The organism is Streptomyces sp. NPDC048825 (assembly GCF_043198355.1).
Classification (GTDB): Bacteria; Actinomycetota; Actinomycetes; order Streptomycetales; family Streptomycetaceae; genus Streptomyces; species Streptomyces xiangluensis.
The window spans coordinates 334485-355379 of the sequence record NZ_JBICUR010000002.1 but is presented as its reverse complement, the minus strand read 5'-3'; the positions used below and the strand labels follow the sequence as shown (position 1 = coordinate 355379).

General features: G+C 71.2%; 22 protein-coding genes. 9 read left to right on the top strand and 13 right to left on the bottom strand.

Annotated features, from left to right (window positions below; all coding sequences use genetic code 11):
- Positions 1–43: 43 nt before the first annotated feature.
- Together ACGFNK_RS06975 and ACGFNK_RS06970 are read left to right on the top strand one after the other, a co-directional pair.
- Complete coding sequence (locus ACGFNK_RS06975) at positions 44–463, top strand: hypothetical protein (RefSeq protein WP_393412718.1); 420 nt, start codon at positions 44–46, stop codon at positions 461–463.
- Entirely contained in the window at positions 460–723 is a 264-nt protein-coding gene (locus ACGFNK_RS06970; protein ID WP_386354649.1) for a DUF4031 domain-containing protein, read from the top strand. The genes ACGFNK_RS06975 and ACGFNK_RS06970 overlap by 4 nt, the downstream gene beginning before the upstream one ends.
- Before the next feature lie 22 nt (positions 724–745).
- Here the strand turns inward: ACGFNK_RS06970 and ACGFNK_RS06965 are convergent, their stop codons facing one another.
- Together ACGFNK_RS06965 and ACGFNK_RS06960 are read right to left on the bottom strand one after the other, a co-directional pair.
- The gene (locus tag ACGFNK_RS06965; protein WP_393412716.1) at positions 746–1816 is read right to left on the bottom strand and encodes a GNAT family N-acetyltransferase; all 1071 of its coding nucleotides are present in this window, start codon (positions 1814–1816) and stop codon (positions 746–748) included.
- Positions 1817–1886: 70 nt separating this feature from the next.
- Entirely contained in the window at positions 1887–2528 is a 642-nt protein-coding gene (locus ACGFNK_RS06960) for a hypothetical protein (RefSeq protein WP_393412714.1), read from the bottom strand.
- A 92-nt stretch (positions 2529–2620) separates the two neighbouring features.
- Here ACGFNK_RS06960 and ACGFNK_RS06955 point away from each other — a divergent pair, with 92 nt between their 5' ends.
- Together ACGFNK_RS06955 and ACGFNK_RS06950 are read left to right on the top strand one after the other, a co-directional pair.
- Positions 2621–3310: a copper homeostasis protein CutC gene (locus tag ACGFNK_RS06955; RefSeq protein WP_393412712.1), complete on the top strand. Its 690-nt coding sequence runs from the start codon at positions 2621–2623 to the stop codon at positions 3308–3310.
- Positions 3311–3448: 138 nt separating this feature from the next.
- Positions 3449–4213, top strand: coding sequence for a hypothetical protein (locus ACGFNK_RS06950; protein WP_393412710.1), 765 nt, complete (start codon positions 3449–3451; stop codon positions 4211–4213).
- A 20-nt stretch (positions 4214–4233) separates the two neighbouring features.
- On the opposite strand, the gene ACGFNK_RS06945 is transcribed toward ACGFNK_RS06950, so the two are convergent.
- On the bottom strand, positions 4234–6369 hold the full coding sequence (locus tag ACGFNK_RS06945; protein WP_393412708.1) for a HelD family protein: 2136 nt from the start codon (positions 6367–6369) through the stop codon (positions 4234–4236).
- 384 nt (positions 6370–6753) lie between these two features.
- Between ACGFNK_RS06945 and ACGFNK_RS06940 the strand changes: the two genes are divergently transcribed.
- Positions 6754–6954: a hypothetical protein gene (locus ACGFNK_RS06940; RefSeq protein WP_393412706.1), complete on the top strand. Its 201-nt coding sequence runs from the start codon at positions 6754–6756 to the stop codon at positions 6952–6954.
- Between the two features lie 33 nt (positions 6955–6987).
- On the opposite strand, the gene ACGFNK_RS06935 is transcribed toward ACGFNK_RS06940, so the two are convergent.
- Entirely contained in the window at positions 6988–8631 is a 1644-nt protein-coding gene (locus tag ACGFNK_RS06935) for a DNA repair helicase XPB (protein WP_393412704.1), read from the bottom strand.
- Between the two features lie 228 nt (positions 8632–8859).
- Here ACGFNK_RS06935 and istB point away from each other — a divergent pair, with 228 nt between their 5' ends.
- Positions 8860–10236: an IS21-like element helper ATPase IstB gene (gene istB, locus ACGFNK_RS06930; protein WP_393412702.1), complete on the top strand. Its 1377-nt coding sequence runs from the start codon at positions 8860–8862 to the stop codon at positions 10234–10236.
- Here istB and ACGFNK_RS06925 read toward each other — a convergent pair.
- The 3 genes from ACGFNK_RS06925 to ACGFNK_RS06915 form a co-directional block, all read right to left on the bottom strand.
- Positions 10214–10420 carry a hypothetical protein gene (locus ACGFNK_RS06925; RefSeq protein WP_393412700.1) on the bottom strand — a complete coding sequence of 69 codons (207 nt, stop codon included), beginning with the start codon at positions 10418–10420 and terminating at the stop codon, positions 10214–10216. The two genes, istB and ACGFNK_RS06925, sit on opposite strands and share 23 nt — an antisense overlap.
- A 112-nt stretch (positions 10421–10532) precedes the next feature.
- On the bottom strand, positions 10533–10661 hold the full coding sequence (locus ACGFNK_RS06920; RefSeq protein WP_386354677.1) for a hypothetical protein: 129 nt from the start codon (positions 10659–10661) through the stop codon (positions 10533–10535).
- A gap of 227 nt (positions 10662–10888) precedes the next feature.
- Positions 10889–13387 carry a helicase-associated domain-containing protein gene (locus ACGFNK_RS06915; protein WP_393412698.1) on the bottom strand — a complete coding sequence of 833 codons (2499 nt, stop codon included), beginning with the start codon at positions 13385–13387 and terminating at the stop codon, positions 10889–10891.
- 632 nt (positions 13388–14019) lie between these two features.
- Here ACGFNK_RS06915 and ACGFNK_RS06910 point away from each other — a divergent pair.
- Positions 14020–15060: an HAAS signaling domain-containing protein gene (locus tag ACGFNK_RS06910; RefSeq protein WP_393412696.1), complete on the top strand. Its 1041-nt coding sequence runs from the start codon at positions 14020–14022 to the stop codon at positions 15058–15060.
- A gap of 21 nt (positions 15061–15081) precedes the next feature.
- Here ACGFNK_RS06910 and ACGFNK_RS06905 read toward each other — a convergent pair whose 3' ends face one another.
- On the bottom strand, positions 15082–16143 hold the full coding sequence (locus tag ACGFNK_RS06905) for a FecCD family ABC transporter permease (RefSeq protein ID WP_393413269.1): 1062 nt from the start codon (positions 16141–16143) through the stop codon (positions 15082–15084).
- 17 nt (positions 16144–16160) lie between these two features.
- A complete protein-coding gene (locus ACGFNK_RS06900; RefSeq protein WP_393412694.1) occupies positions 16161–17153 on the bottom strand; it encodes a FecCD family ABC transporter permease in 993 nt (330 codons plus the stop codon).
- A gap of 139 nt (positions 17154–17292) precedes the next feature.
- Here ACGFNK_RS06900 and ACGFNK_RS06895 point away from each other — a divergent pair, with 139 nt between their 5' ends.
- Complete coding sequence (locus tag ACGFNK_RS06895; protein WP_393412692.1) at positions 17293–17916, top strand: HAD family hydrolase; 624 nt, start codon at positions 17293–17295, stop codon at positions 17914–17916.
- Positions 17917–17941: 25 nt separating this feature from the next.
- Here the strand turns inward: ACGFNK_RS06895 and ACGFNK_RS06890 are convergent, their stop codons facing one another.
- On the bottom strand, positions 17942–18190 hold the full coding sequence (locus ACGFNK_RS06890) for a hypothetical protein (protein ID WP_386354690.1): 249 nt from the start codon (positions 18188–18190) through the stop codon (positions 17942–17944).
- Between the two features lie 185 nt (positions 18191–18375).
- Between ACGFNK_RS06890 and ACGFNK_RS06885 the strand changes: the two genes are divergently transcribed.
- Positions 18376–18759: a cold-shock protein gene (locus tag ACGFNK_RS06885; protein ID WP_099503518.1), complete on the top strand. Its 384-nt coding sequence runs from the start codon at positions 18376–18378 to the stop codon at positions 18757–18759.
- 86 nt (positions 18760–18845) lie between these two features.
- On the opposite strand, the gene ACGFNK_RS06880 is transcribed toward ACGFNK_RS06885, so the two are convergent.
- The 3 genes from ACGFNK_RS06880 to ACGFNK_RS06870 are packed head-to-tail and all read right to left on the bottom strand — an operon-like array spanning position 18846 to position 20875.
- Positions 18846–19697: a 1,4-dihydroxy-6-naphthoate synthase gene (locus tag ACGFNK_RS06880; RefSeq protein WP_393412689.1), complete on the bottom strand. Its 852-nt coding sequence runs from the start codon at positions 19695–19697 to the stop codon at positions 18846–18848.
- Positions 19687–20349, bottom strand: coding sequence for a futalosine hydrolase (locus tag ACGFNK_RS06875; protein ID WP_393412687.1), 663 nt, complete (start codon positions 20347–20349; stop codon positions 19687–19689). The genes ACGFNK_RS06880 and ACGFNK_RS06875 overlap by 11 nt, the downstream gene beginning before the upstream one ends.
- A 19-nt stretch (positions 20350–20368) precedes the next feature.
- Positions 20369–20875 carry a hypothetical protein gene (locus ACGFNK_RS06870; protein WP_393412685.1) on the bottom strand — a complete coding sequence of 169 codons (507 nt, stop codon included), beginning with the start codon at positions 20873–20875 and terminating at the stop codon, positions 20369–20371.
- Between the last annotated feature and the right edge of the window lie 20 nt (positions 20876–20895).

Genomic DNA, 20895 nt, shown 5'->3' with positions numbered 1-20895 from the left:
GGGTCCGATGTGGCCGCTTCTGCCGTAGGCGCACAATGGGCGTATGGAACAGCCGGCCTCCCCACACCCCGTCAGCCCGATGGAACAGGCACTGCATGCCGCTCGTGCGCTCGTGATCGCCGATCTCGTCGCGGGCGATGTCGCCGACGCCGAAGTCGTCTCGCTTGTCGAGGCGTCTGTGGTGCAGCGGCGATGGTGGGTGGAGCAGTGGCCGGAGGGCGTGGAGTATGTGGCGGGGCTGGTTGCCCAGGACGTGCAGGACTCGTTGCTCGAACGGTACGGGCGGTGGCCGCTGTGCCCAGTCTGCGGCGTCGGCGACCCGCACGCCCTCGACGTCGAACCTGAACTCGGGCCCGATCCGCACTGGGTGTGCCACAAGGCGGGCGTGAAGGTCTCGGCGGTGGGCTCGCTCGGCTCGGCCACCGGTGGTCCGGGTGGTCCCGGCGAGGCGCCCTCCTCGTGACCGTCTACATCGATCCGCCCGCCTGGCCGGGCCACGGCCATATGTGGTCGCATCTGATCAGCGATGTCTCGTACGACGAACTGCACCTGTTCGCCGCGGAGTTGGGCGTCCCGCGCCGGGCCTTCGAGCGGGACCACTACGACATCCCGTCGCATCGGTACGCGGACGTCGTGCGCGCCGGAGCGGTCGAGGTCAGCAGCCGCGAGGTGGTGCGGCTGCTGTACGGGGCGGGGCTGCGCAAGCGCAAGCAGCGTACGTAATCCTTTTGAGAGGCCGGCCGGCTCAGCTTCTGCGGAGCTCGTACACGTACTGCTCCGCGTCCTCACCCACCCGGATGAAACCCGCGCGGGAAACGACCCCTTGGGAAGGGGCGTTGGCGTGGTCGACCTTCGCGCACAGCAGCTTCACGTCGTCGCGTGCCAGCGCCCACGCGGACAGTGCGCGCAGCGCCTCCGTGGCGTAGCCGTTGCCGCGGGCCGCTTCCTCCAGGTCGTAGCCGACCTCGGCGCGGCCCTCGTCGTCGGGGACGCCGTGGAAGCCCATGCCACCGATGGCCCGGCCGTCCTCCCTGCGCACGAGGACGAACACACCCCACTCCGGGCGGTGCGCTCCGGCCTCGTACGCCTTCGTGACTATTCCGGCGGAGAAGCGCGTGTTCCCGCAAGGGCCGCCCTCGATCCACTCGAAGCCGCCCGTGCCGCCGATCTGCAGATCGGCGGCGGCAGCGGGCGTGATCCCTTGAAGGGTGAGCCGTTCGGCGGGGATGACGAGGTTGTTGTTCCAGCGCCACTCGGTGACCGGCGCGCGGCCGGGCAGTTCGCCGCGGCCGGTCGCCCACAGGAGGGTGCGCCAGTGGTCGGGCCCTGGCTGGACATGCGGGAAGATCCGGGTGAGTACGTCCTCGCAGAGGTCGGCCGGGGGCTCGTACGCGATCCCCAGTCCCTCGGCGATGTCATGCGTGTGCAGGAGCACCTCGGCGATACCCATCGCGGCGAAGCCCTCGCGGTTCGCGCTGCGGAAGGGGTACGGGTGGAACGCCCGCGCCTCGCGCGGTGCGGTGCGGACGGCTGCGGCGAGCAGGGCGCCGGTCGCCTCGATGACGTCCAGGACGTCGTCGGGGCTCTCGCACTCGGCGCAGTCGATGCGGAAAGGTACGTACCGGTCGGTGGGGCGGCCCGCCAACTGCCCCGCGTACGCGATGAGATCCGACGCGATGTGCTCCGCCGTCCTGCGGCAACTCCACTCCAGACGGCCCGCCTTGACGCCCCAGTCCCGCTCCCCGGCCGCCGCCCGCAGCACCGCCACGCAACCTGTGACGGCTTCCTCTATCTGCTCCCCGCCCATGTCTCGCATGGGGGCGACGATAGGTGCTCGGCTCGCGGAACGGCACCGAATAACCGAGCGGCAGCCCACCGGCCGGCGGCTATCCGGCCAGCAGCTCCAGTTCGGCGCCGATGTTGTAGCGCGCCGTCGCTTCCCATTCCGCCGCCCCGTACGGCGTGCGGAAGAGGCGTGGGAGGGCGAGGAGCTGACGCAGCACCTCGGCACGGCCCTCGCGGAAGGCTTCGGAGGGGACGAAGGCGTACTCCTCGCGGACGGCGGCCGTGTACACGGCGTACGTCTTCGGGGGCGCGGCCAGGATCGCCAGGTCGGAGTCGCAGAGGACCTGGCCGTTGGCGTCGTCGTCCGACGGGTCGTGGGTGATCGTGAGGCGGACCAGGCGGGCGACCTCGGCCGTCTTCTCCGGCGGGAGACCGGCTTCGGTCAGGGCGCGTTCGGCCAGGCGCGCGGAGCGTTCCTCGTTCTCGGAGCGGTCGGGGAGGTAGACCGCGTCGTGGAACCACGCGGCGAGGCGCACCAGGTCCGGGTCGTCCGCGTACTGCTTCAGCACGTCGATGTGGTCCAGCACCGCCGTGAGGTGATCGAGCGTGTGGTAGCGGCGTTGCGGTTCGGACCAGCGGGTCAGGAGGTCGTCGGCGTACGGGGCGGGGTCGGGGGTGCTGGTCGTGCGGGCCCTTTGCAGGGTGTGGAGCCAGCGGGTGCGCAGGGCTTCGGGGTCGGCCATGGGGCCATTGTTCCTCTTCACCGCGTACCCTTGAATTGGACTAGACCTGTAGCTGTCCTAGTCGTCCAAGCCTCCCAAGGAAAGAGGTCCTGATGAGCAAGCGTGCAGTCCTGGAGGTGATCGCCCTCGACGCCGAGGACGCGGTCGCCGCCCGGGCCGGGGGCGCGGACCGCCTCGAACTGGTCACCGACATGGCGGCCGACGGGCTCACCCCGTCGGTCGGGACCTTCGCGGAGATCCGGGCCGCCGTCGACATCTCGCTGCGCGTGATGCTGCGGCTGGGGGACGGGTTCGCCGCCGGTGACATCGAGGAACTGGTGCGCGCCGCGCGGGAGTTGCGGGGTGCGGGGGCCGACGAGTTCGTGCTCGGGTTCCTGGACGAGGGCGGCGGCGTGGACGTGTCCGCGGTGGAGCGGATCGTCGCCGAACTGGACGGCTGCCGCTGGACGTTCCACCGCGCGATCGACCGGGCGGCGGACCGCGACGCCCTGCGCAAGCAGCTCGCGGATCTGCCCGGGCTCGACACATACCTCTCGGCGGGCTCGGCGGCCGGTGTGGACGACGGCCTCCCCACGCTGCTCGCCGAGGCGGCGCGGCGCGGCGAGCCGGGCTATGAGCAGCGGCTCATGGTGGGCGGAGGGCTCCGGCTGGACCACGTACCCCGGCTGCGGGCCGCCGGAGTGGACGCCTTCCACATCGGCGGGGCGGCGCGGCCCGGCGGGTGGGCTCATCCCGTCTCCTCCGCCGCTGTACGCGAGTGGCGGGCGGCGATGGACGAGTAGCTGTTGCGGGCGGACGACTCAAGGCGCTTACCGGAAGCCGCATACCAAAGTGGCAGTGCCGTAGACCATCGGCTGATGACGGATGTTTCGTCGCTCACCACACTGAGGGCTGCGCAGCAGAAAACGGGTGGAGGGCGCATGAGCGTGGATATGCAGAAGGAGCCGGACGCACGGGCAGGCCGGGGGGACCGGGCCGACCAGCCGGGCCGGGGCGACGGGGCCGCCCAGGCCGACCAGTCCACCGTGCTCGGCGAGTCGACCTGGGGCGTCCTGGCCCTCTGCGTCGTGGCCGGAGCCGTGGTCGGCGAGCTGGTCCGGCTGCTCGCCGGGTGGCTCGTGACCCTGCGCTGGGCGCCGTTCAAGGGCCCGGCGAAGCTGTTGGACTCGGTCCCCGAGCCGTGGGTGACCATCGGCGCGGTGGCCGTCGGCGCGCTGCTGGGCCTCTTCGCGGCCTTCGTCCTGCTGCACGAGTCACTGTCCGTCCGCGTCTCCGACCGCCGTGTGGTGCTCACCATCCGGGACGAGTCCGAGGAGTTCGCGCGGGACAAGATCCGCCTGGTCTTCCCGGACGGCAAACAGATCGTGCTGCTCGGGCACCACAGCGAGGAACTCGCCCGGGAGGACTGCGGCCTGGACAAGCGGCGCCTCGCCGACGCCTTCACCGAGCACGGCTACACCTGGGCGGACGCCGACCCGCACCTGGCCGAGTTCCGGCGCTGGGTCCCCGGCACCCCGGGCCTGCCCGAGGGGGTGAACGCCCTGTTCAAGGCCCGCGAGAAGGCGCTCAAGAAGCAGGGCGACGCCGAGGACGCGCGGGAGCTGCGCAAGGAGCTGGCCAAACTCGGCGTCGTCGTGCGCGACAAGGACAAACGGCAGTACTGGCGGCTGCCCTCGGTGGACTGACCCGTGAACCGGCCTGTGGATCAGGCCAGTTGGGGAGGCAGCGGTGCCGAATGCGTCACGATCAGGCCCGAGACGGCTCGGGTCAGGGTGACGTACAGGCGGCGCAGGCCGGTGCGTTCGTCCGGCTCGGCGTCGACGATGGCACGGGGCTCGTCCAGGACCACGTAGTCGTACTCCAGGCCCTTGGCGAGCGAGGCCGGGACCAGGGTGAGACGGGTCTCGTACGTCGTCTCCTCGCCCGGGCCGAGATACGTGATCCCCACCGCCGTCAGCGCCTCGGCCAGCGCCGGAATGCGGGCATCGGCCGCGATCAGGCCGACCGAGCCCTCCTGATGCAGCAACTCCTCGCAGGCGTCCACCACTTCGGTGTCGGCGGCAGTCGTACGTACCTCGAAGAAACCCGGATTCTCGCGGACCGAGGTCACCGGAGTGAGCCCGGGCGCGATGTGCGGGAGGAGCCTGGACGCGTACGTGATGACGTCCGTCGGGACGCGGAAGCCGGCCGTCAGTTCCTCGACGACCGCCTGCTGCTTGCCCAGGTGGGCCAGGGCCTCGTCCCAACTGCGCGTCGCCCAGGGCGTGGTGCCCTGCGCCAGATCGCCGAGCACGGTCGCCGAACCCGTCGTGCAGCGCCGGCCCACCGCCCGGTACTGCATGGGGGAGAGGTCCTGCGCCTCGTCGAGCACCACATGCCCGAGCGAATGCGTGCGCCGGACGAGATCGGTGGCCTCGTCGATCAGCACGGCGTCCGCGGCGGACCACTTGGCGGACTTCGGCGACCGTACGGGCCTGGCCCACAGGATGGTCTTCTGCTCGTCCTCGGTGAGGACACCGTCCGCGTGTACGGCGAGGAAGCCGGCGTCGGAGAGCAGGCGCAGCACCAGCCGGGCCGGGTCGACCGGCGGCCAGATCGCCTTCACCGCCGCCTTCACGGCGGAGTTGCGTGCCACGGCGTCCTGCACGCGGTCGTCCGGGGCCTCGCCGGACCGCTCCATCTGGACGAGCACGGCGTGTGCGATGCGCTGTGGCAGGGCCTCGCGGGCGGCGCCGTAGCGGATGTCGCGGTCGAGCAACTCCTGGACGATCTCTTCGAGTTCGTACGCCGGGACGCGCCAGCGTCGTGAGCCGCGTACGACGACGACCGGCTCGGTCGGCATCGTGACGTGCGAGCGCACGGCGCGGCGCAGGACCTCGGCCATGCGGGCGTCGCCCTTGACGAGGGCGGTCGGTGCGTCGTCCGTGCCGCGTACCTCGACGTGCGCGACGAGGTCGTCGACCGTCGACTGCTTGACCTCCAACTCGCCCAGCGCGGGGAGCACTTGCTCGATGTAGTGGAGGAAGGAGCGGTTCGGGCCGATGACGAGGGTGCCGGTGCGGGCGAGCCGCTCGCGGTGGGCGTAGAGGAGATACGCGACCCGGTGCAGACCCACCGCCGTCTTTCCGGTGCCCGGACCGCCCTGCACGCACACGGTGCCGCCCAGTCCGCTGCGTACGATCTCGTCCTGCTCGGGCTGGATCGTCGCCACGATGTCGCGCATCGGGCCGACGCGCGGGCGCTCGATCTCCTGCTGGAGCAGCTTGCTGGTGACGGCGCCCCCGGCGGAGCCGGAAAATGTCACTGCTGTGGGGTCGGTGAGGTGTTCGTCCTCGTACGCGGTGAGGTCGCCGCCCGTGTACCCGAAGCGGCGGCGCAGCGCGATGTCCATCGGGTCCTTCTTGGAGGCCCGGTAGAACGGCTGTGAGACCGGGGCGCGCCAGTCGATGACCATGGGGTCGCCGTCGGCGTCGTGGACGTGGCGGCGCCCGATGTAGAAGCGCCCGCCCGTCTCCCACCGCCGCCCTTGCAAGGAAGGCGCTTCGCGCCCCTTTGATTCTTCGGCTCCTTCTGCCTGTTCAGCGCCCGGCTCGTGCAGGTAGTCGAGGCGGCCGAAGAACAGCGGGGTGTGAGCGAGGTCCGCGAGGGACCTGATGCGCTCGTCGATCTGGTGGGTGAGGGCTTCCGCGTTGACCCAGTTCGCGGTGACGTCCCGGATGTCGAGCGACTCGACGTCCTCGCGCATGGAACGGAGGGCGGCACGGGAACCGGCGAGGTGGGCGCGCTCCCGGGAGAGCGGGTCGTGGGGGTCGAGAGGGTCGTCGGCGGGCGGGGTGGACACGGCGGGTGCCTCCGGGCGTGGTCAGGGCCATGCAGGGGTTCGGCTGCGTGGCGATCTGCTGCGTGGGTGTGCCTCGTCGCCGTACGAGTTCGTACGTGCCTGTACGTGCCTGTACGTGACTTACGGCGGGGCGGGACCGGCCGGTTTCCGTCCGGGCGGCAGCCATCCACGGGGGAGGCGGGCAAGAGCGGAGATTTTAGGCCAGGGGCGGACGACGGGGCCAATGATTTATTGCACGGCCCCTCCTCCCGGGGTACTCCCTGGCGGGTACTCCCCCTAGTGGGTACCTAGGGGGACGGGTAGGCCCAGAGGCGTATGCGGAGGTCCCGGAGGTTGGGCCCTTAGGCCGATGTCACCTGAATGGCCGAATCGCATCATGGAAACATGAGCGCAGCGACCTTCACCCCAGCTTCCGGGCCCGCCCGGCACGGTCCGCCGCCCGGTGCGACCGCCATCGACGACCGTCACCACCGCCATCTCCTCGGCGACGCCCTGCACGCCGTCAAGGTCTTCGCGACCGCCGCCTTCGGTGTGATCGTGCTCGGGGAGTACGGCGAGGAAGCGGGCGTACGCCGCAGGCGGTGAGCCTGGTTCCGCCGGAGCCCTCTTCCTCCCGGCTCAGTTCTCCGTCAGCAACTCGTCCGCGTCCACGATCCGGTACGCATACCCCTGCTCCGCCAGAAACCGCTGCCGATGAGCGGCGAAGTCCTGGTCAAGCGTGTCGCGAGCGACCACCGAGTAGAAGTGCGCCTGGTGTCCGTCCGCCTTCGGACGCAGTACGCGACCGAGACGCTGCGCCTCCTCCTGTCGGGAGCCGAACGTTCCCGAGACCTGGATCGCGACCGTCGCCTCAGGCAGGTCGATCGAGAAGTTCGCGACCTTCGACACGACCAGCACGCCGATCTCACCCTGCCGGAACGCCTCGAAGAGCTTCTCCCGCTGAGCGTTGCTGGTCTCGCCCTTGATGACCGGCGCGTCCAGATGCTCGCCCAACTCGTCGAGCTGGTCGATGTACTGGCCGATGACGAGCGTCTGCTGCCCCGCGAAGCGACGTACGAGCGCCTCCGTGACCTTCCGCTTGGTCTCGGTGGTCGCGCAGAAGCGGTACTTCTCCTCGGTCTCGGCCGTCGCGTACGCCAGCCGCTCGGCGTCCGTCAGATTCACCCGGACCTCGACGCAGTCCGCGGGCGCGATATAGCCCTGCGCCTCGATCTCCTTCCAGGGCGCGTCGAAACGCTTCGGGCCGATGAGCGAGAACACGTCCGACTCGCGTCCGTCCTCCCGTACGAGCGTCGCCGTCAGGCCGAGCCGACGGCGCGCCTGCAGATCCGCCGTGAACTTGAAGACGGGAGCCGGCAGCAGGTGCACCTCGTCGTAGATGATCAGCCCCCAGTCACGGGAGTCGAACAGCTCCAGATGCGGATAGATGCCCTTCCGCTTCGTCGTCAGCACCTGGTACGTGGCGATGGTGACCGGCCGGATCTCCTTCCTCGTACCGCTGTACTCCCCGATCTCCTCCTCCGTCAGCGACGTACGCCGCACCAGCTCGTGCTTCCATTGCCGCGCGGAGACGGTATTGGTGACGAGGATGAGGGTGGTGGCCTTCGCCTGAGCCATCGAACCGGCGCCGACCAGCGTCTTTCCGGCGCCACAGGGGAGTACGACAACCCCCGAACCGCCGTGCCAGAAGTTCTCCACGGCCTGCTTCTGGTACGGCCGCAGCGCCCAGCCGTCCTCGGCCAGCTCGATCGGATGGGCTTCGCCGTCGACGTACCCGGCGAGGTCCTCGGCCGGCCAGCCCAGCTTCAGCAGCGTCTGCTTGATCTGCCCGCGCTCGGAGGGGTGCACGGCCACGGTGTCCGGGTCGATCCGGGCGCCCACGAGCGGCATGACCCGCTTCGAGCGCAGGATCTCCTCGAGTACGGGCCGGTCGGTCGTCGTCAGCACCAGCCCGTGGGCCGGGTGCTTGGACAGGGTCAGCCGCCCGTACCGGTCCATCGTCTCCGCGATGTCGACCAGCAGGGCATGCGGCACCGGGTACCGGCTGAACTGCACCAAAGCGTCCACGACCTGCTCGGCGTCATGCCCGGCGGCCCGCGCGTTCCACAGCCCCAGCGGTGTCACCCGATACGTGTGGATGTGCTCGGGCGCCCGCTCCAGCTCTGCGAACGGCGCGATGGCCCGACGACAGTCGTCCGCCTGCTCGTGATCGACCTCGAGCAGCAGAGTCTTGTCGCTCTGGACAATAAGTGGACCATTCACACGAGGCACCCTTTCCGGTCGGCCAAACGTCCAGTGTGCCTGATCATCGGCGTCTGCGGTCGTGGACGGGGTGGACGCCCGCGTCCGGTGCTCCCTGGTCGCGTCCGGTCCGAGACGTAACAGACCGCCGCCCTGCATCCCCCACGTCCTGTCCTATCGGATGTCTTTTCATTCCAATGAGTGGTGGGAATTCTGATTTGCGGCTTCGGTTCCGAAGAATGACGGACCGTGCAGGTAACTCGCAGGCAGCCTCTGAGGCCCACCGCATCCCCTCCCACCACGACGCTCGGCTACGCCCTGTTCGCCACCAGATGGCTTCAAGCGCCGTTGTACTTCGGCCTGGTGGCCGCCCAGGCCGTGTACGTCTACAAGTTCTTCAGCGAGCTGTGGAATTTAATCCTCCGGATCGTGGGCGGGCAGGCGACCGAGACGTACGTCATGCTCGCCGTGCTCAAGCTCGTCGATGTCGTGATGATCGCCAACCTGCTGATCATGGTGATCGTCGGCGGCTACGAGACCTTCGTCTCGCGTATCGGACTCCAGGGCCACCGCGACCAGCCCGAGTGGCTCTCGCACGTCAACGCCAACGTGCTGAAGGTGAAGCTCGCCACCGCCATCGTGGGCATCTCCTCCGTCCACCTGCTCCAGATGTTCGTGGACGTGCACCACACACCCCGCCACTCGCTGATGTGGGGGACGGTGATCCACATGGCGTTCATCGTCTCGGCGGCGATCCTCTGGTACATGTCCGGGGCGGGAGCGGCCGGGGCGGTGGCGGCCCACGCGGGTCACGATGCGCCCGAGGTCCACGCTTCCTCGGAGCTTGAGCCGAAGCCCAAGCCGGAGCCGGATCCGATGCCCACGCCCTTCCCGGCTCCCGCCATCTCGACTCCGCCCATCTCGACTCCGCCCGTCTCGATTCCGGCCCAGTCGGCTGACCGCTCGGCCGCCCGGCCGGCCGTCCACTCGGCGTTTCCCTCCTCCGCCGAGCCCTCCGCGCCGTACGACCGCCCTGTGACCGTCCCCGGGACCGAGACCCGTATCCGGGACGCCGGGTTCCCTTCCCGGAAGCTGCTGGAGGAGTTCGACGAGAGTCACCCGAGGTCCTTCGACCGCGAGACCGTCCCCCGCCTCGGCAAGCTGGACTTCGTCAATGCCCGCGGGAACGTGGTGTTCGTCGGGCCTCCCGGCACCGGCAAGACGCATCTCGCCGTCGGGCTCGGCGTGCGGGCCTGCCAGGCGGGGCACGGGGTGCTGTTCGCGACCGCCGCGGAGTGGGCGTACCGGCTGACCGAGGCACGGGACGGCGGGCGGCTCGCAGAGGAACTGGCCGTCCTCGACGCGTACCCTCTGCTGATCATCGACGAGGTCGGCTACGCCCCCTTCGACGCGGCCACCGCCCATCTGCTCTTCCAAGTCGTCGCCCACCGCTACGAGCGGGCTTCGCTGATCGTGACCAGTGACCGCCCCCTCGGCCGCTGGGAGGAGATCTTCGGCGGCGCCGCCCCCGCCCTGGTCGACCGTCTCGCGCACCACGCGGAGATCGTCGGGATCGACGGGGACAGCTACCGCATGCGGCGGGCTACTTCGTCGTGGGCAGACTGATGTTGTTGACCAGAGGCCCCTCTACGGTGAGGCCCTCCGTGATGAGGGACTCGGCCGCGGGGGCCGCCGCAGGGGCCGGCAGGGGCAGCGGCAGCGCGGGCGCGGCCTGGGCCTGAGAGGCGAGTACGCCGACGAGGGCGACCGCGGCGAACAGGGTGGTGGTGGCGACAGCACGAGAACGCATGACTACTTTCAGGCCTTTCGGAAACACGGTCGGAAGCCCAGGCGGGCAACTCAGGCGGGGACGGGCCGGACTCGGTGCGCCGAGTCCGGCCCGAGGGGTGTGCGGGGGCGGGTCAGACCGGCGGAGTTTCGATGACCAACCCGGCGATATCGATGCCGACGGCGGCAGCTTGTGTGGCGAAAGCGCCGATCATCACGGCGGAGGCGGTCAGAACGGTGGCGATGCGACGGGCAACGCGCATGGACGGACTTCCTTTCTGCTGCAGTCGCCCGAACTTCAGCCGGGCGGTGCGGTCTTGATCAGGACATCCCGTGGCTGCCCGCCGCCTCACGCCGCGATGCGAGACGTGTCCGGATCTCCCTCAAGGGAGCGAAGCTCCCGGCGTGGCGTGCATGATCCAGCGCGTACGCCCGTACGAGTGACGGGAGATGACTGGGCAAGTCACCTCGGTGAAGTCCGGCGGAACGCTTACGCCGGGCCGTCGGCCAGCTCCGCCACACCTGTGATGCGGTGCAGCGGATACGTGCGGACCTCGTCCGCCGTGTGGTCGTACGCCGTCACGAAGCCGCCCTCGACGCGGATCGGGGCGATGACGCGCTGGCTGGCGGAGCCCTCGGCGTTGACGTAGCCGATCCACAGGGGCTCGCCGGTGAGGACGGCGGCCTGCATGGTGGCGAGGGTCTCGGCGGAGGTGGTGCGGGGGAGGGAACCGTTCGCGGCCGGGGCGGCGGCGGCTTTGCGGGGAGCCGTGGAAGCCAGGTCGCCGGCGCGGATGGCGCGGATCGCGGCGGTCAGCAGGGTGGCGTCGGGGACGGGCGGACCTTCGGGTACGGGCTCGGGGGCGGTGCGCGGCGGGGTGCGGTGCGCGTGGGCGCGCGCGATCAGTACGTCGCCCTCCGCCGACTCGGCGGCGGGCGCGAAGCCCATCGCACGCAGGCCCTCGAGAAGGGTGGCCGGGTCGGATTGTGCGGCCAGCACCGTGGGGGCGAGTCGGCGCAGCCGCAGGTCGGCGGAGCGCTTGTCGGCGAGGATCTCGTTCAGCAGGGCGTCGTCGTCGCAGCGGACGTACGCCGACGCGGCGCCGATCCGCAGATGGCCGTGCCTGCGGGCGACGTCGTCGATCAGGTACGTGAGGGGCTGCGGCACCGGCGTACTCGAGTGCGCGGCGAGGAAAGCGTGCAGGTCGGAGGCGGAACGGCCCGCGTCAAGGGCCCGCCGTACGGAACCCGGCGTGAACCGGTACACCGTCGCCCCGCCCTTCGACTCCACGTCCGCGAGCACCCCGAGCATGTCCGCGAGTGGGCGCTCCAGCGGGCCCGGCGCGACCGCGGTGAGGTCGGCCTGGAGCAGGACGTGGCCGAGGGGTGCGGGAAGCAGGGGGGCGAGGACGCGGCCGGCGCGGGAGGCGGCCGCGGCGAGTTCGGCTCCCGTGAGGGGTGCCTCGGGCGGTGTCGCGAGCAGGGCCCGGCCGTGCGTGGACAGCGCTCCCCGGCCCGTGATCCCGAGCAACTCCGCCTCGGACAGGGCCCATCGGGCGAGGCGGGCGCGCAGATCGTCCGTACGGGTCTGGGACTCGGGGTTACGCAGCGGGCGTTCCCAGTGGAGGCGGGTGATCAGGGAGTCGGCGGCGGCCGAGCCGCCCTCGGGGAGGGCGGCGAGCAGGGCCAGGACGCGGTGGCGGACCTCGGGCGCGGCGGAGCGGTCGAGGCCCGGGCCCAGCGCCGAGAGCGTACGGTCCTTGGCGTCCCGGCCGCCGACCAGGCCCGGGGTGCGGGTCGCGGTCAGCCAGGCGGTGGCCAGCCGTGTCCAGCGCTCGGCCGCGGGCAGCTCCAGCCACGCGTCGTACGCGGGGGTCGCGGCGTACTGCTCGTCGGCCTCGTCATCCGAGGCCAACAGGCCCGCCGCGTAGGCGAGTTCGACCCAGAAGGCTGCGATCGGCTCCGGTACGTCCAGGGCCACCGCGGTGCGTTTGAGGTCCCGTACGCTCAGGCCGCCCGCGCGCAGGACGGCCGGGCCGCCCTCGTCCCAGTCCTTCAGCAGTTCCTCGACGGTCGCGAGCGCGGTGTACGCCTGGCCTGCCGCCGTCGCGTCCACAACCTGTGGACGGTGCGTGACGGCGGGCTCCACGTCCGGAGGGAGCGGCTCCGTTTTCTGGTGTGCGCGGCCGGCCCTCAGATGCAGGGCGACCTCGCGGGGGAGTACGACCGTGCCGGGTGCCGTCGGCAGGAGCAGTCCGCGGTCGAGGAGCCAGCGCAGGCGGGGTGCCGGGTCGGCTGTGACCTGCCCGTACGGCGGGCCCCAGACCAGCCGCGACAGCACCTCCAGGGAGTCGGCCGGGGCTCCGTCGAGCAGGGCCCGCATCCGGCGGCGGTCGGTGAACAGCTCGGTCAGCGACACCACCGCCGACACCGCGTCGTGCGTCGTGGGCAGCCCGGCCGTCGCGAGGATCTCCTGGATACGGCCCGGTGACATGCCCGCCGTCGCCTCCGCGACCGTGGGGCCGAGCCCCGTCGGCGACGGGTGCTGCGGCGACGGCGCGAGCAGTTCGCGAGCCGTACGCACCAGACGCAGCCGGTCGTCCGCGCCCCACACCAGCGCCTGCTCGCGAAGTGTCGCCAGGGCGCGCGGGAGGGCACCGGTGACCTCCGGGTCGCCCTCGTCGCCGGCCAGGAGCGCCAGGAGCGTGTCGTACGCGGCCGGGTCCGGTGCCACGGCCAACGCCTCCGCCGTCTGCAGCGCGAACCGGTCCAGGTGCTCCAGGGCGCGGACCACGGACGCGCGGGTCCCGGCGCGGGTGGCGAGCTGGGTGAGGTCGGTGGGGACGGGGGTGATGAGGTCGGGCCGGGCCTGGAGGAGAGCGGCGAGGGAGGCGTCGTCGCGGGCCCGCAGTTGCTCTGCGAGCGAGCGAGGCTGTGCCGCTGCCGCGGGGGGCGCGGGTTCCTCGGGGGGCCGGTGGTTGACGCTCATCCTGCCCACGGTAGCGGGTTGCCTCCGGCGGTTGGGCGGGTTGGGTTCGTGGAGGTCGCGTCACTCCTGACCGCCGGGGTCTGTTGGCGGGGGGTTCCTTTCCCCAGCCCCGCCCCTTCCCGAAACTGGGGCTGCGCCCCAGGCCCCCGCCAGGGGGTTGGGGGGGTGACATGTCGTGTCGCGGCTGCCAGTCCGTCGTGGCTGGTCGCGCCCCGCGGCGGAGCCGCTAATGTCACAGCCCCGCGCCCCTGAAAAGCAAAAGCCTGCGACTCCCGGCGTCCCGAGCAACCCCGCGCCCTGAAAGCCCGTACCCCCAACTACCCGCACCCTCCCACCGGCGGGAGGGGACGTGGGCCGGTGCGTCGTATGCCCGTCGCGTAGGTTCTGTCTCAGGTCACCTTCGCTGTGTACCGACACCGGGCCGTATGCCCACCCTGCGACGGGCTGACGCACCGGCCCGCGGCCCCGCACCCACCAACCACCCAGGGGCGCGGGGAACTGCGCGACCAGCCACACTCAACCCGCACCCGACAGACGCACCCCAACGCCCCACCCCCCGTAGGCACCCCGCACGATACGGTCGGAAGAGGGGCTGAGGACCACGCCAACACTGCCGCCCCCGGAGGGACTTCGTGGGGATCGAGAGCGACAAGCTCGTATTCGACTACCTGAGCCGGGTCGGCGACCTGGCCCAGAGCCGACAGCTGCCTTCGGGCACGCGCATGCGGCTCGTGACCGAGTTGCGCGGCGAGATCGACCGGCGCCGGTCCAAGGCGACCGACAGCCCGGCTTCCGTGCGCCGCATCCTCGCGCGCCTCGGCACCCCGGAGGAGGTCGTCGCCGCGGCGGGCACCGGCAGCGAGGAAGGCGAGGGCGGGGGACCGGAGCCCAAGGCCGCCGTCCCCGTCCAGCGTGCCGAGGAAGCCGAGGAGCGCTCCAAGGGGCTGCGGCGCCTTGTCCCACGGCCCCGTTCCGCGGAGTCGGCCGCGGCCGGTGACGTACCGACGATTTCCGGTGACGTCCCTTCTCCGCCGCACCTCGCGAGTACGGAGGAGCTCGGGTCCGGGCAGCCCGACTGGTGGCGGGTGGACCGGAGTCCGTTCGGGCTGACGGACAGCGTGCCGGGGTTCACGGGTGGCGTGGAGATCCCCGAGCTGCTCAAGCCACCGCCCTCGGACACCGACGAAGCCGCGCCGAAGAATGCCGCCGAGCCCAAGAAGCTGGTCAAGGAGCCGGTCCCGGTCGAGACGGCCGAGCCCGCAGAGACGGCCGGTACGGCGAAGAAGCGGCGCCGTCTCCTCCCCTCGGCTCGCCCCCGCCCCCAGACCGGAGCCGGCCTCCCCAGCCCCCTTCTCCTGCTCGCCGCCGCGCTCCTCGTCGCCGGTGCCGCCATCGGCAACCTCGTCGTCCTCGCCCTCGGCTGGCTCGTCGCCTACCTGTCGCGGCGTCTGACTCCGGCCGAGTCGAAGTTCGCGGTGCTGGGGGTGCCCGGCCTGGTCGCCGCCGCGGGCGTCACCTGGCTGTGGGGGCGGACGGCCGGGCGCTGGGGCGACCCCATCGACAAGGGCCAGATGAGCGACGCGATCGCCGAGACCTGGCCCTGGGTCCTCAAGGGCGCGGCCGTCGCCTCGGCGATCTACCTGGTGTGGAGGGCACAGCGGCAACGGTCGTAGGCGTACGTCAAAACGGCCGACTCACGCCCCGACGTCAGACCGAACCGCACGGCTCCGGACGAGCAGCCAGATCAGATACGGCGCCCCCACCGCCGCCGTCAGCACCCCCACCGGCACCTCCGTCGGCGAGAACAGCCGCCGCGCCAGCAGATCCGCGAGTACGACGATGACGGCGCCGAGCAGTGCCGAGCCGACGAGGGGAATCTGCGCGGTACGCGTCATCCGGCGGGCGATCTGCGGGGCCAGCAGCGCCACGAAGTCGACCGGCCCCGCCGCGCCCGTCGCCACCGAGGCGAGCACGACGCTGATCACGACGAGTCCGAGGCGCACCCGGTTCAGACGTACGCCGAGCGCGGTCGCCGTGTCGTCGCCCAGCCCGACCATCCGCTGCGCCCAGGCCGCCCACGCCACCGCCGGCAGGAGGATCAGCAGCGTCCAGCCGAGGGGCGCCGCCTCCGCCCAGCCGCGGCCGTTCAGCGAACCCGTCATCCAGATCTGCGCCTGCTGGGCGACCAGATAGTCGCCCTTCGTCATGAAGAGCGTCGTGAGCGAGCGCAGGGCGATCGCGAACCCGATGCCGATCAGGACGAACCGGGTGGCGTGCAGACCGCCGCGCCAGGCGAAGGCGTACACGAGTGCCGCCGCGAGGATGCCGCCGACGACCGACAGATACGGCAGGACCGCGTACGACGTCACGCCGAACGTCATCGCGCCCACCGTCAGCGCGCTCGCGCCCTGGCTGATGCCGATGATGTCCGGGCTGGCGAGGGGATTGCGGGCAACGGTCTGGATCAGTCCGCCCGCCACCCCGAAGGCGGCGCCGACGAGCAGCCCGACGACGAGCCGGGGTGCGCGCAGCGTTCCGACGACGAGTTCGTTCGCAGACGGTCGGCCCGTCAGAACCTTCAGGACCTCGCCGGGCGCCACAAAGGCTTCGCCTACGCAGAGGTACGCGAGACAGGCCGCGGCCAGCAGCACGGCCAGACCCGCGGCCACCGCGACCGCCCGCCGGTGCAGCAGGACCGTGACCCGCCGGGCGCGGACCACCGTGTATCCGGCTGCCGCAACTGCCGTCTTCGTCATCGCCGTTGGCGCCGCCGTCACACCGACACCGCCTTCCTGCGTACGAGCCCCACCAGGAACGGCACCCCGATCAGCGCCGTCATCACGCCGGCCGGAACCTCGCTCGGCGGGAACACGATCCGGCCGACCGTGTCCGAGACGAGCAGCATCGTCGGCCCGAGGAGAGCGGATAGAGGCAGCACCCAGCGGTGCGCGGGCCCCACGATCGCGCGGGCGACGTGCGGCACCGCGAGCCCGATGAAGGCGAGCGGCCCCGCGGCGGCGACCCCGACGCCGGTGAGGATCGTCGCGCCGAGCCCGCCGACGACCCGTACGGTCGCGACCCGCTGCCCGAGCCCCTTCGCCACGTCCTCGCCGAGCGCGAGCGCGTCCAGGCCGCGGGCCACGGAAAGCACCAGTACGAACCCGACGAGCAGGAACGGCCACACCTGCCCGACGATCTCCGCGTCCCGCCCGGCCAGCGCGCCCACCTGCCAGAAGCGGAACTCGTCCAGCGCGGAGGCCTTGGTGGTGAGCACGCCGGTCGTGACGGACACGAGAAGCGCGTTGACGGCCGCGCCGCCGAGCGCCAGCTTGACCGGCGTCGCCCCGCCCCGCCCGCTCGACGCGATCGCGTACACCACCACCGACGCGATCCCCGCCCCCGCGAAGGCGAACCACACATACCCGGTGAGCGTGTGGATGCCCGCGAACGCGATCGCCAGCACCACGCCCACCGACGCGCCCTGGCTGATGCCGAGGATGCCGGGGTCGGCGATCGGATTGCGGGTGATGCCCTGGAGCACGGCTCCGGCCAGCGCGAGGCCCGCGCCGACCATCAGGCCGATGAGCGTACGGGGCACCCTCAGGCCCCGTACGACCTCGGCGGCGTCACTGTGACCGCCGTTCAGCAGCGCGTCGAGGACCGCGGTCGGCGCGATCGCACGGGCGCCCACGGCCAGGCTGAACAGCACCGCGAGCAGTAGAGCCACGAGGGCGGCGGCCATCGCGAGTGCGCGTCTGACTGCCATGTGCCGGTGACTCCGCGAGGGGAACGGTGGTTGAAGAGTTTGGTAAGGCCTGGCTGAGTGTATGGGGCGGCTGTGAGGGCCCGGCGGTCGGGCGCATGGCTCGTACTGCGGCCCTGGGCACAACTGCCCCCTGGGCACAATGGCCCATATGACTTCTCCGGTGCTGACCGTCGGCTTCGACCTCGACATGACCCTCATCGACTCCCGCCCCGGCATCCACGCCTGCTACCTGGCGCTCTCCGAGAGGACGGGGACGTACATCGATGCCGATCTGGCCATCACGCGGCTCGGTCCGCCGCTGGAGGAGGAGCTGGTCAACTGGTTCCCGGGCGACCAGGTGGCCGCCATGGCCGACGTCTACCGTGAGATGTACCCCACACACGCCATAGCCGCGACGCCGGCGATGGCCGGCGCCCACGAGGCGATCGCGGCCGTGCAGGACGCGGGCGGGCGCGCGGTCGTCGTCACCGCCAAGTACGAACCCAACGCCAAGCTGCACCTGAAGCACCTCGGCATCGCCGCCGACGCCGTCATCGGCGGCCTGTGGGCCGAGCGCAAGGCGGAGGCGCTGCGCGAGCACGGGGCGGGTGTCTACGTCGGCGACCACACCGGTGACGTACGTGGTGCGCGGATCGCCGACGCGCTGTCCGTCGCGGTGGCCACCGGGCCGTGTGACGCGGAGGAACTGCGCACGGCCGGGGCGGATGTCGTACTCGCGGACCTGACGGCGTTCCCCGACTGGCTGGACCGGTACCGCTCCTAGACCCCTTACTGCACGGAGCGACCCCTTACTGCACGGAGCGCGCCCGGCGGCGCTGCGCAGCCATCGTTCGGAGCACACCCGCTCCCGCGATCAGGAAGCCCACGCCCATCAGCATGCTCAGGCCGAACATGTACGCCGGGAAGGGCGACTTGCCGAGCAGCAGCGGGGCCACGGTGACCAGAGTGGCCACGGCCCCTACAAAGAAGACGATGCCACCGGTACGGACCAGTCGGTCACCGGGTTCGGCGGAATTCGCTTGGGTTTTGTCACGCACTCGACCAGGGTAGTTCCCTGCGCGAAGGAACAATCCGGGGACGTCTTGTCAGCCGCCGCCGGACCATTAGCCTTGGTACCGGCGGGTCGGGCACGACCCGCTGTAATGCTATCCAGAGCAGTTTTCCCGAGCCGTTCATCATTCAGCCAGAGCACCATCCGACGAGTACGAGGACGAGGACAGACGTGCCTACCGGCAAGGTCAAGTGGTTCAACAGCGAGAAGGGCTTCGGCTTTCTCTCCCGCGACGACGGCGGCGACGTCTTCGTCCATTCCTCGGTCCTGCCCGCCGGAGTCGATGCTCTCAAGCCGGGCCAGCGCGTGGAGTTCGGTGTCGTGGCAGGCCAGCGCGGCGACCAGGCACTCTCGGTGACCCTCCTGGACCCGACCCCCTCGGTGGCGGCAGCCCAGCGCCGCAAGCCGGACGAACTCGCGTCGATCGTCCAGGACCTGACCACGCTGCTCGAAAACATCACGCCCATGCTCGAAAAGGGCCGCTACCCGGACAAGGCCTCCGGCAAGAAGATCGCGGGCCTGCTGCGGGCGGTGGCGGACCAACTGGACGTGTAGAGACCTCTACGAGGCCCTTTTACGGAAAGCTCAGCGCGTCGGCGGCGAGCGGCGGCACCAGCCCCTCCGCCGCCGCGCGCGGCACGTCAGGGAAACGCCAGTGCGTCCCGCCCGAGCGGCGGGACCAGTCCTTCGGCCGCCGCCCGCGTGAGCAGCCCGCGGACCGCCGCGTAGCCGTCCTCGCCGAGGTCTGCCGTGAACTCGTTGACGTACAGCCCGATGTGCTGGTCCGCGACCGCCGGGTCCATCTCCTGGGCGTGCTCCATGACGTACGGGCGGGAGGCCTCGGGGTCGTCCCAGGCGGCGCGGACGGACGTACGGGCCGAGTCGACGAGCAGCCGCAGCGCGTCCGCGCCCAGCGACCGCTTGGCGATGATCGCGCCCAGTGGGATCGGCAGCCCGGTGGTGTCCTCCCAGTGCTCGCCCATGTCCGCGAGCTTGTGCAGCCCGTACTTCTGGTACGTGAACCGCGCCTCGTGGATGACGAGCCCCGCGTCGACCCGCCCGTCCCGTACGGCGGGCATGATCTCGTGGAAGGGCATGACCACGATCTCGCCGACGCCCTCCGGGAGCGTGTCGGCGGCCCAGAGGCGGAACAACAGATAGGCCGTCGACCTCTCGCTGGGCACCGCGACCGTACGGCCCGTCAGGTCGACTCCCGCCTCCCGCGTCAGCACCAAGGGCCCGCACCCCCGGCCCAGTGCGCCCCCGCAGGGCAGCAGGGCGTACTCGTCGAGGACGTAAGGCAGCACGGCGTACGACACCTTCAGCACATCCAGCTCGCCGCGCTCGGCCATGCCGTTGGTGATGTCGATGTCCGCGAAGGTCACCTCGAGCGCGGGCGCTCCGGGGATCCGTCCGTGGGCCCAGGCGTCGAAGACGAAGGTGTCGTTGGGGCAGGGGGAGTAGGCGATCTGCACAGGCTGCTCAACGGTCATGTGGGTACCAACTCTCCAGTACGGGCGGGAGCTTCCCGAACGCCTCCGTGAGCGCCGCGAGCGCGTCGCCGATGCGCCAGGCGGCGCGGTCGCGGGGGCCGACGGGGTTGGACACGGCGCGCAGCTCCAGCACGGGCACACCGTGCGCGGCAGCCGCCTCGGCGACCCCGAACCCCTCCATCGCCTCGGCCAGCGCTCCCGGATGACGGCGCCGCAGCTCGGCGGCCCGCTCGGCGCTCCCGGTCACTGTGTTGACGGTGAGGACGGTGCCGGTACGGGCTCCCGTGACGGCCGCGACTTCTCGTACGAGTGATTCCGGCGGTCGGTGGCTGACGGACCCGAAGCCGAGCTCGGTGACCGGGACGAACCCGTCCGCGGTCTCGGCGCCGAGGTCCGCGACAGTGATCTCGTCGGCGAGGACCAGGGATCCCAGAGGCGCCTCGGGCTGGAAGCCGCCACCGATGCCTGCGGAGACGACGAGGTCGTACGGGGTCCCGGCCAGCGCGGCGGTGGTGAGGGCGGTCGCGGTCGACGCGGCGGCTGTCGCCGAGCCCACGCCTGCGACGAGCAGGTCGTAAGGAGCGGGCTGTGCAAACGCCGAAGCCACCGCGTCCCGTTCAACCGGGACCGCGGTGGCTACGAGGATGCGCATGGGCAGTGGACCGAGCGCCTCAGGCGTCCGCGTTCTCGAGCTTGAAGTTCCACACGCCCTGGATGTCGTCACCGGACTGCTGGACGACGCTGATGTTCAGCTCGTCGGGCGCCTGCGTGCCCTGCTGGTCGGCGAAGAGGTCGACGCCCTGGAAGGCGTAGTACGTCTTCTTGAGGGGCGAGATGACCTGCTGGCCGTTGATCCACAGGGACCAGCCCTCGTCCGCGATCTCCGGGTCCACGCCGATGCGCAGCGTCTCGCCCTGCGGCACCCGGAGCGTGTCCCCGGCCTTCTCCCGGGTGCACTCGGTGGCCTCGGCACGGGCGATGGTCTTGCCGTCCTTGTAGCACTCGGCCTCGGCGCTCTTCGAGGTCTTGCCGACCGTGACGGTCGCCATCGGCGTCGGCTTCTCACAGGCGGCCAGGACGAGAAGTCCGGCGCAGACAGCGCCGACGGCGGTGACGGCGCGACGACGGCGAACATGGCCGTGTCCAGTAGCGGCACTGCCGCGGGGCAGGGAGGTCATGGGGGCAGGCTATCTGGCGT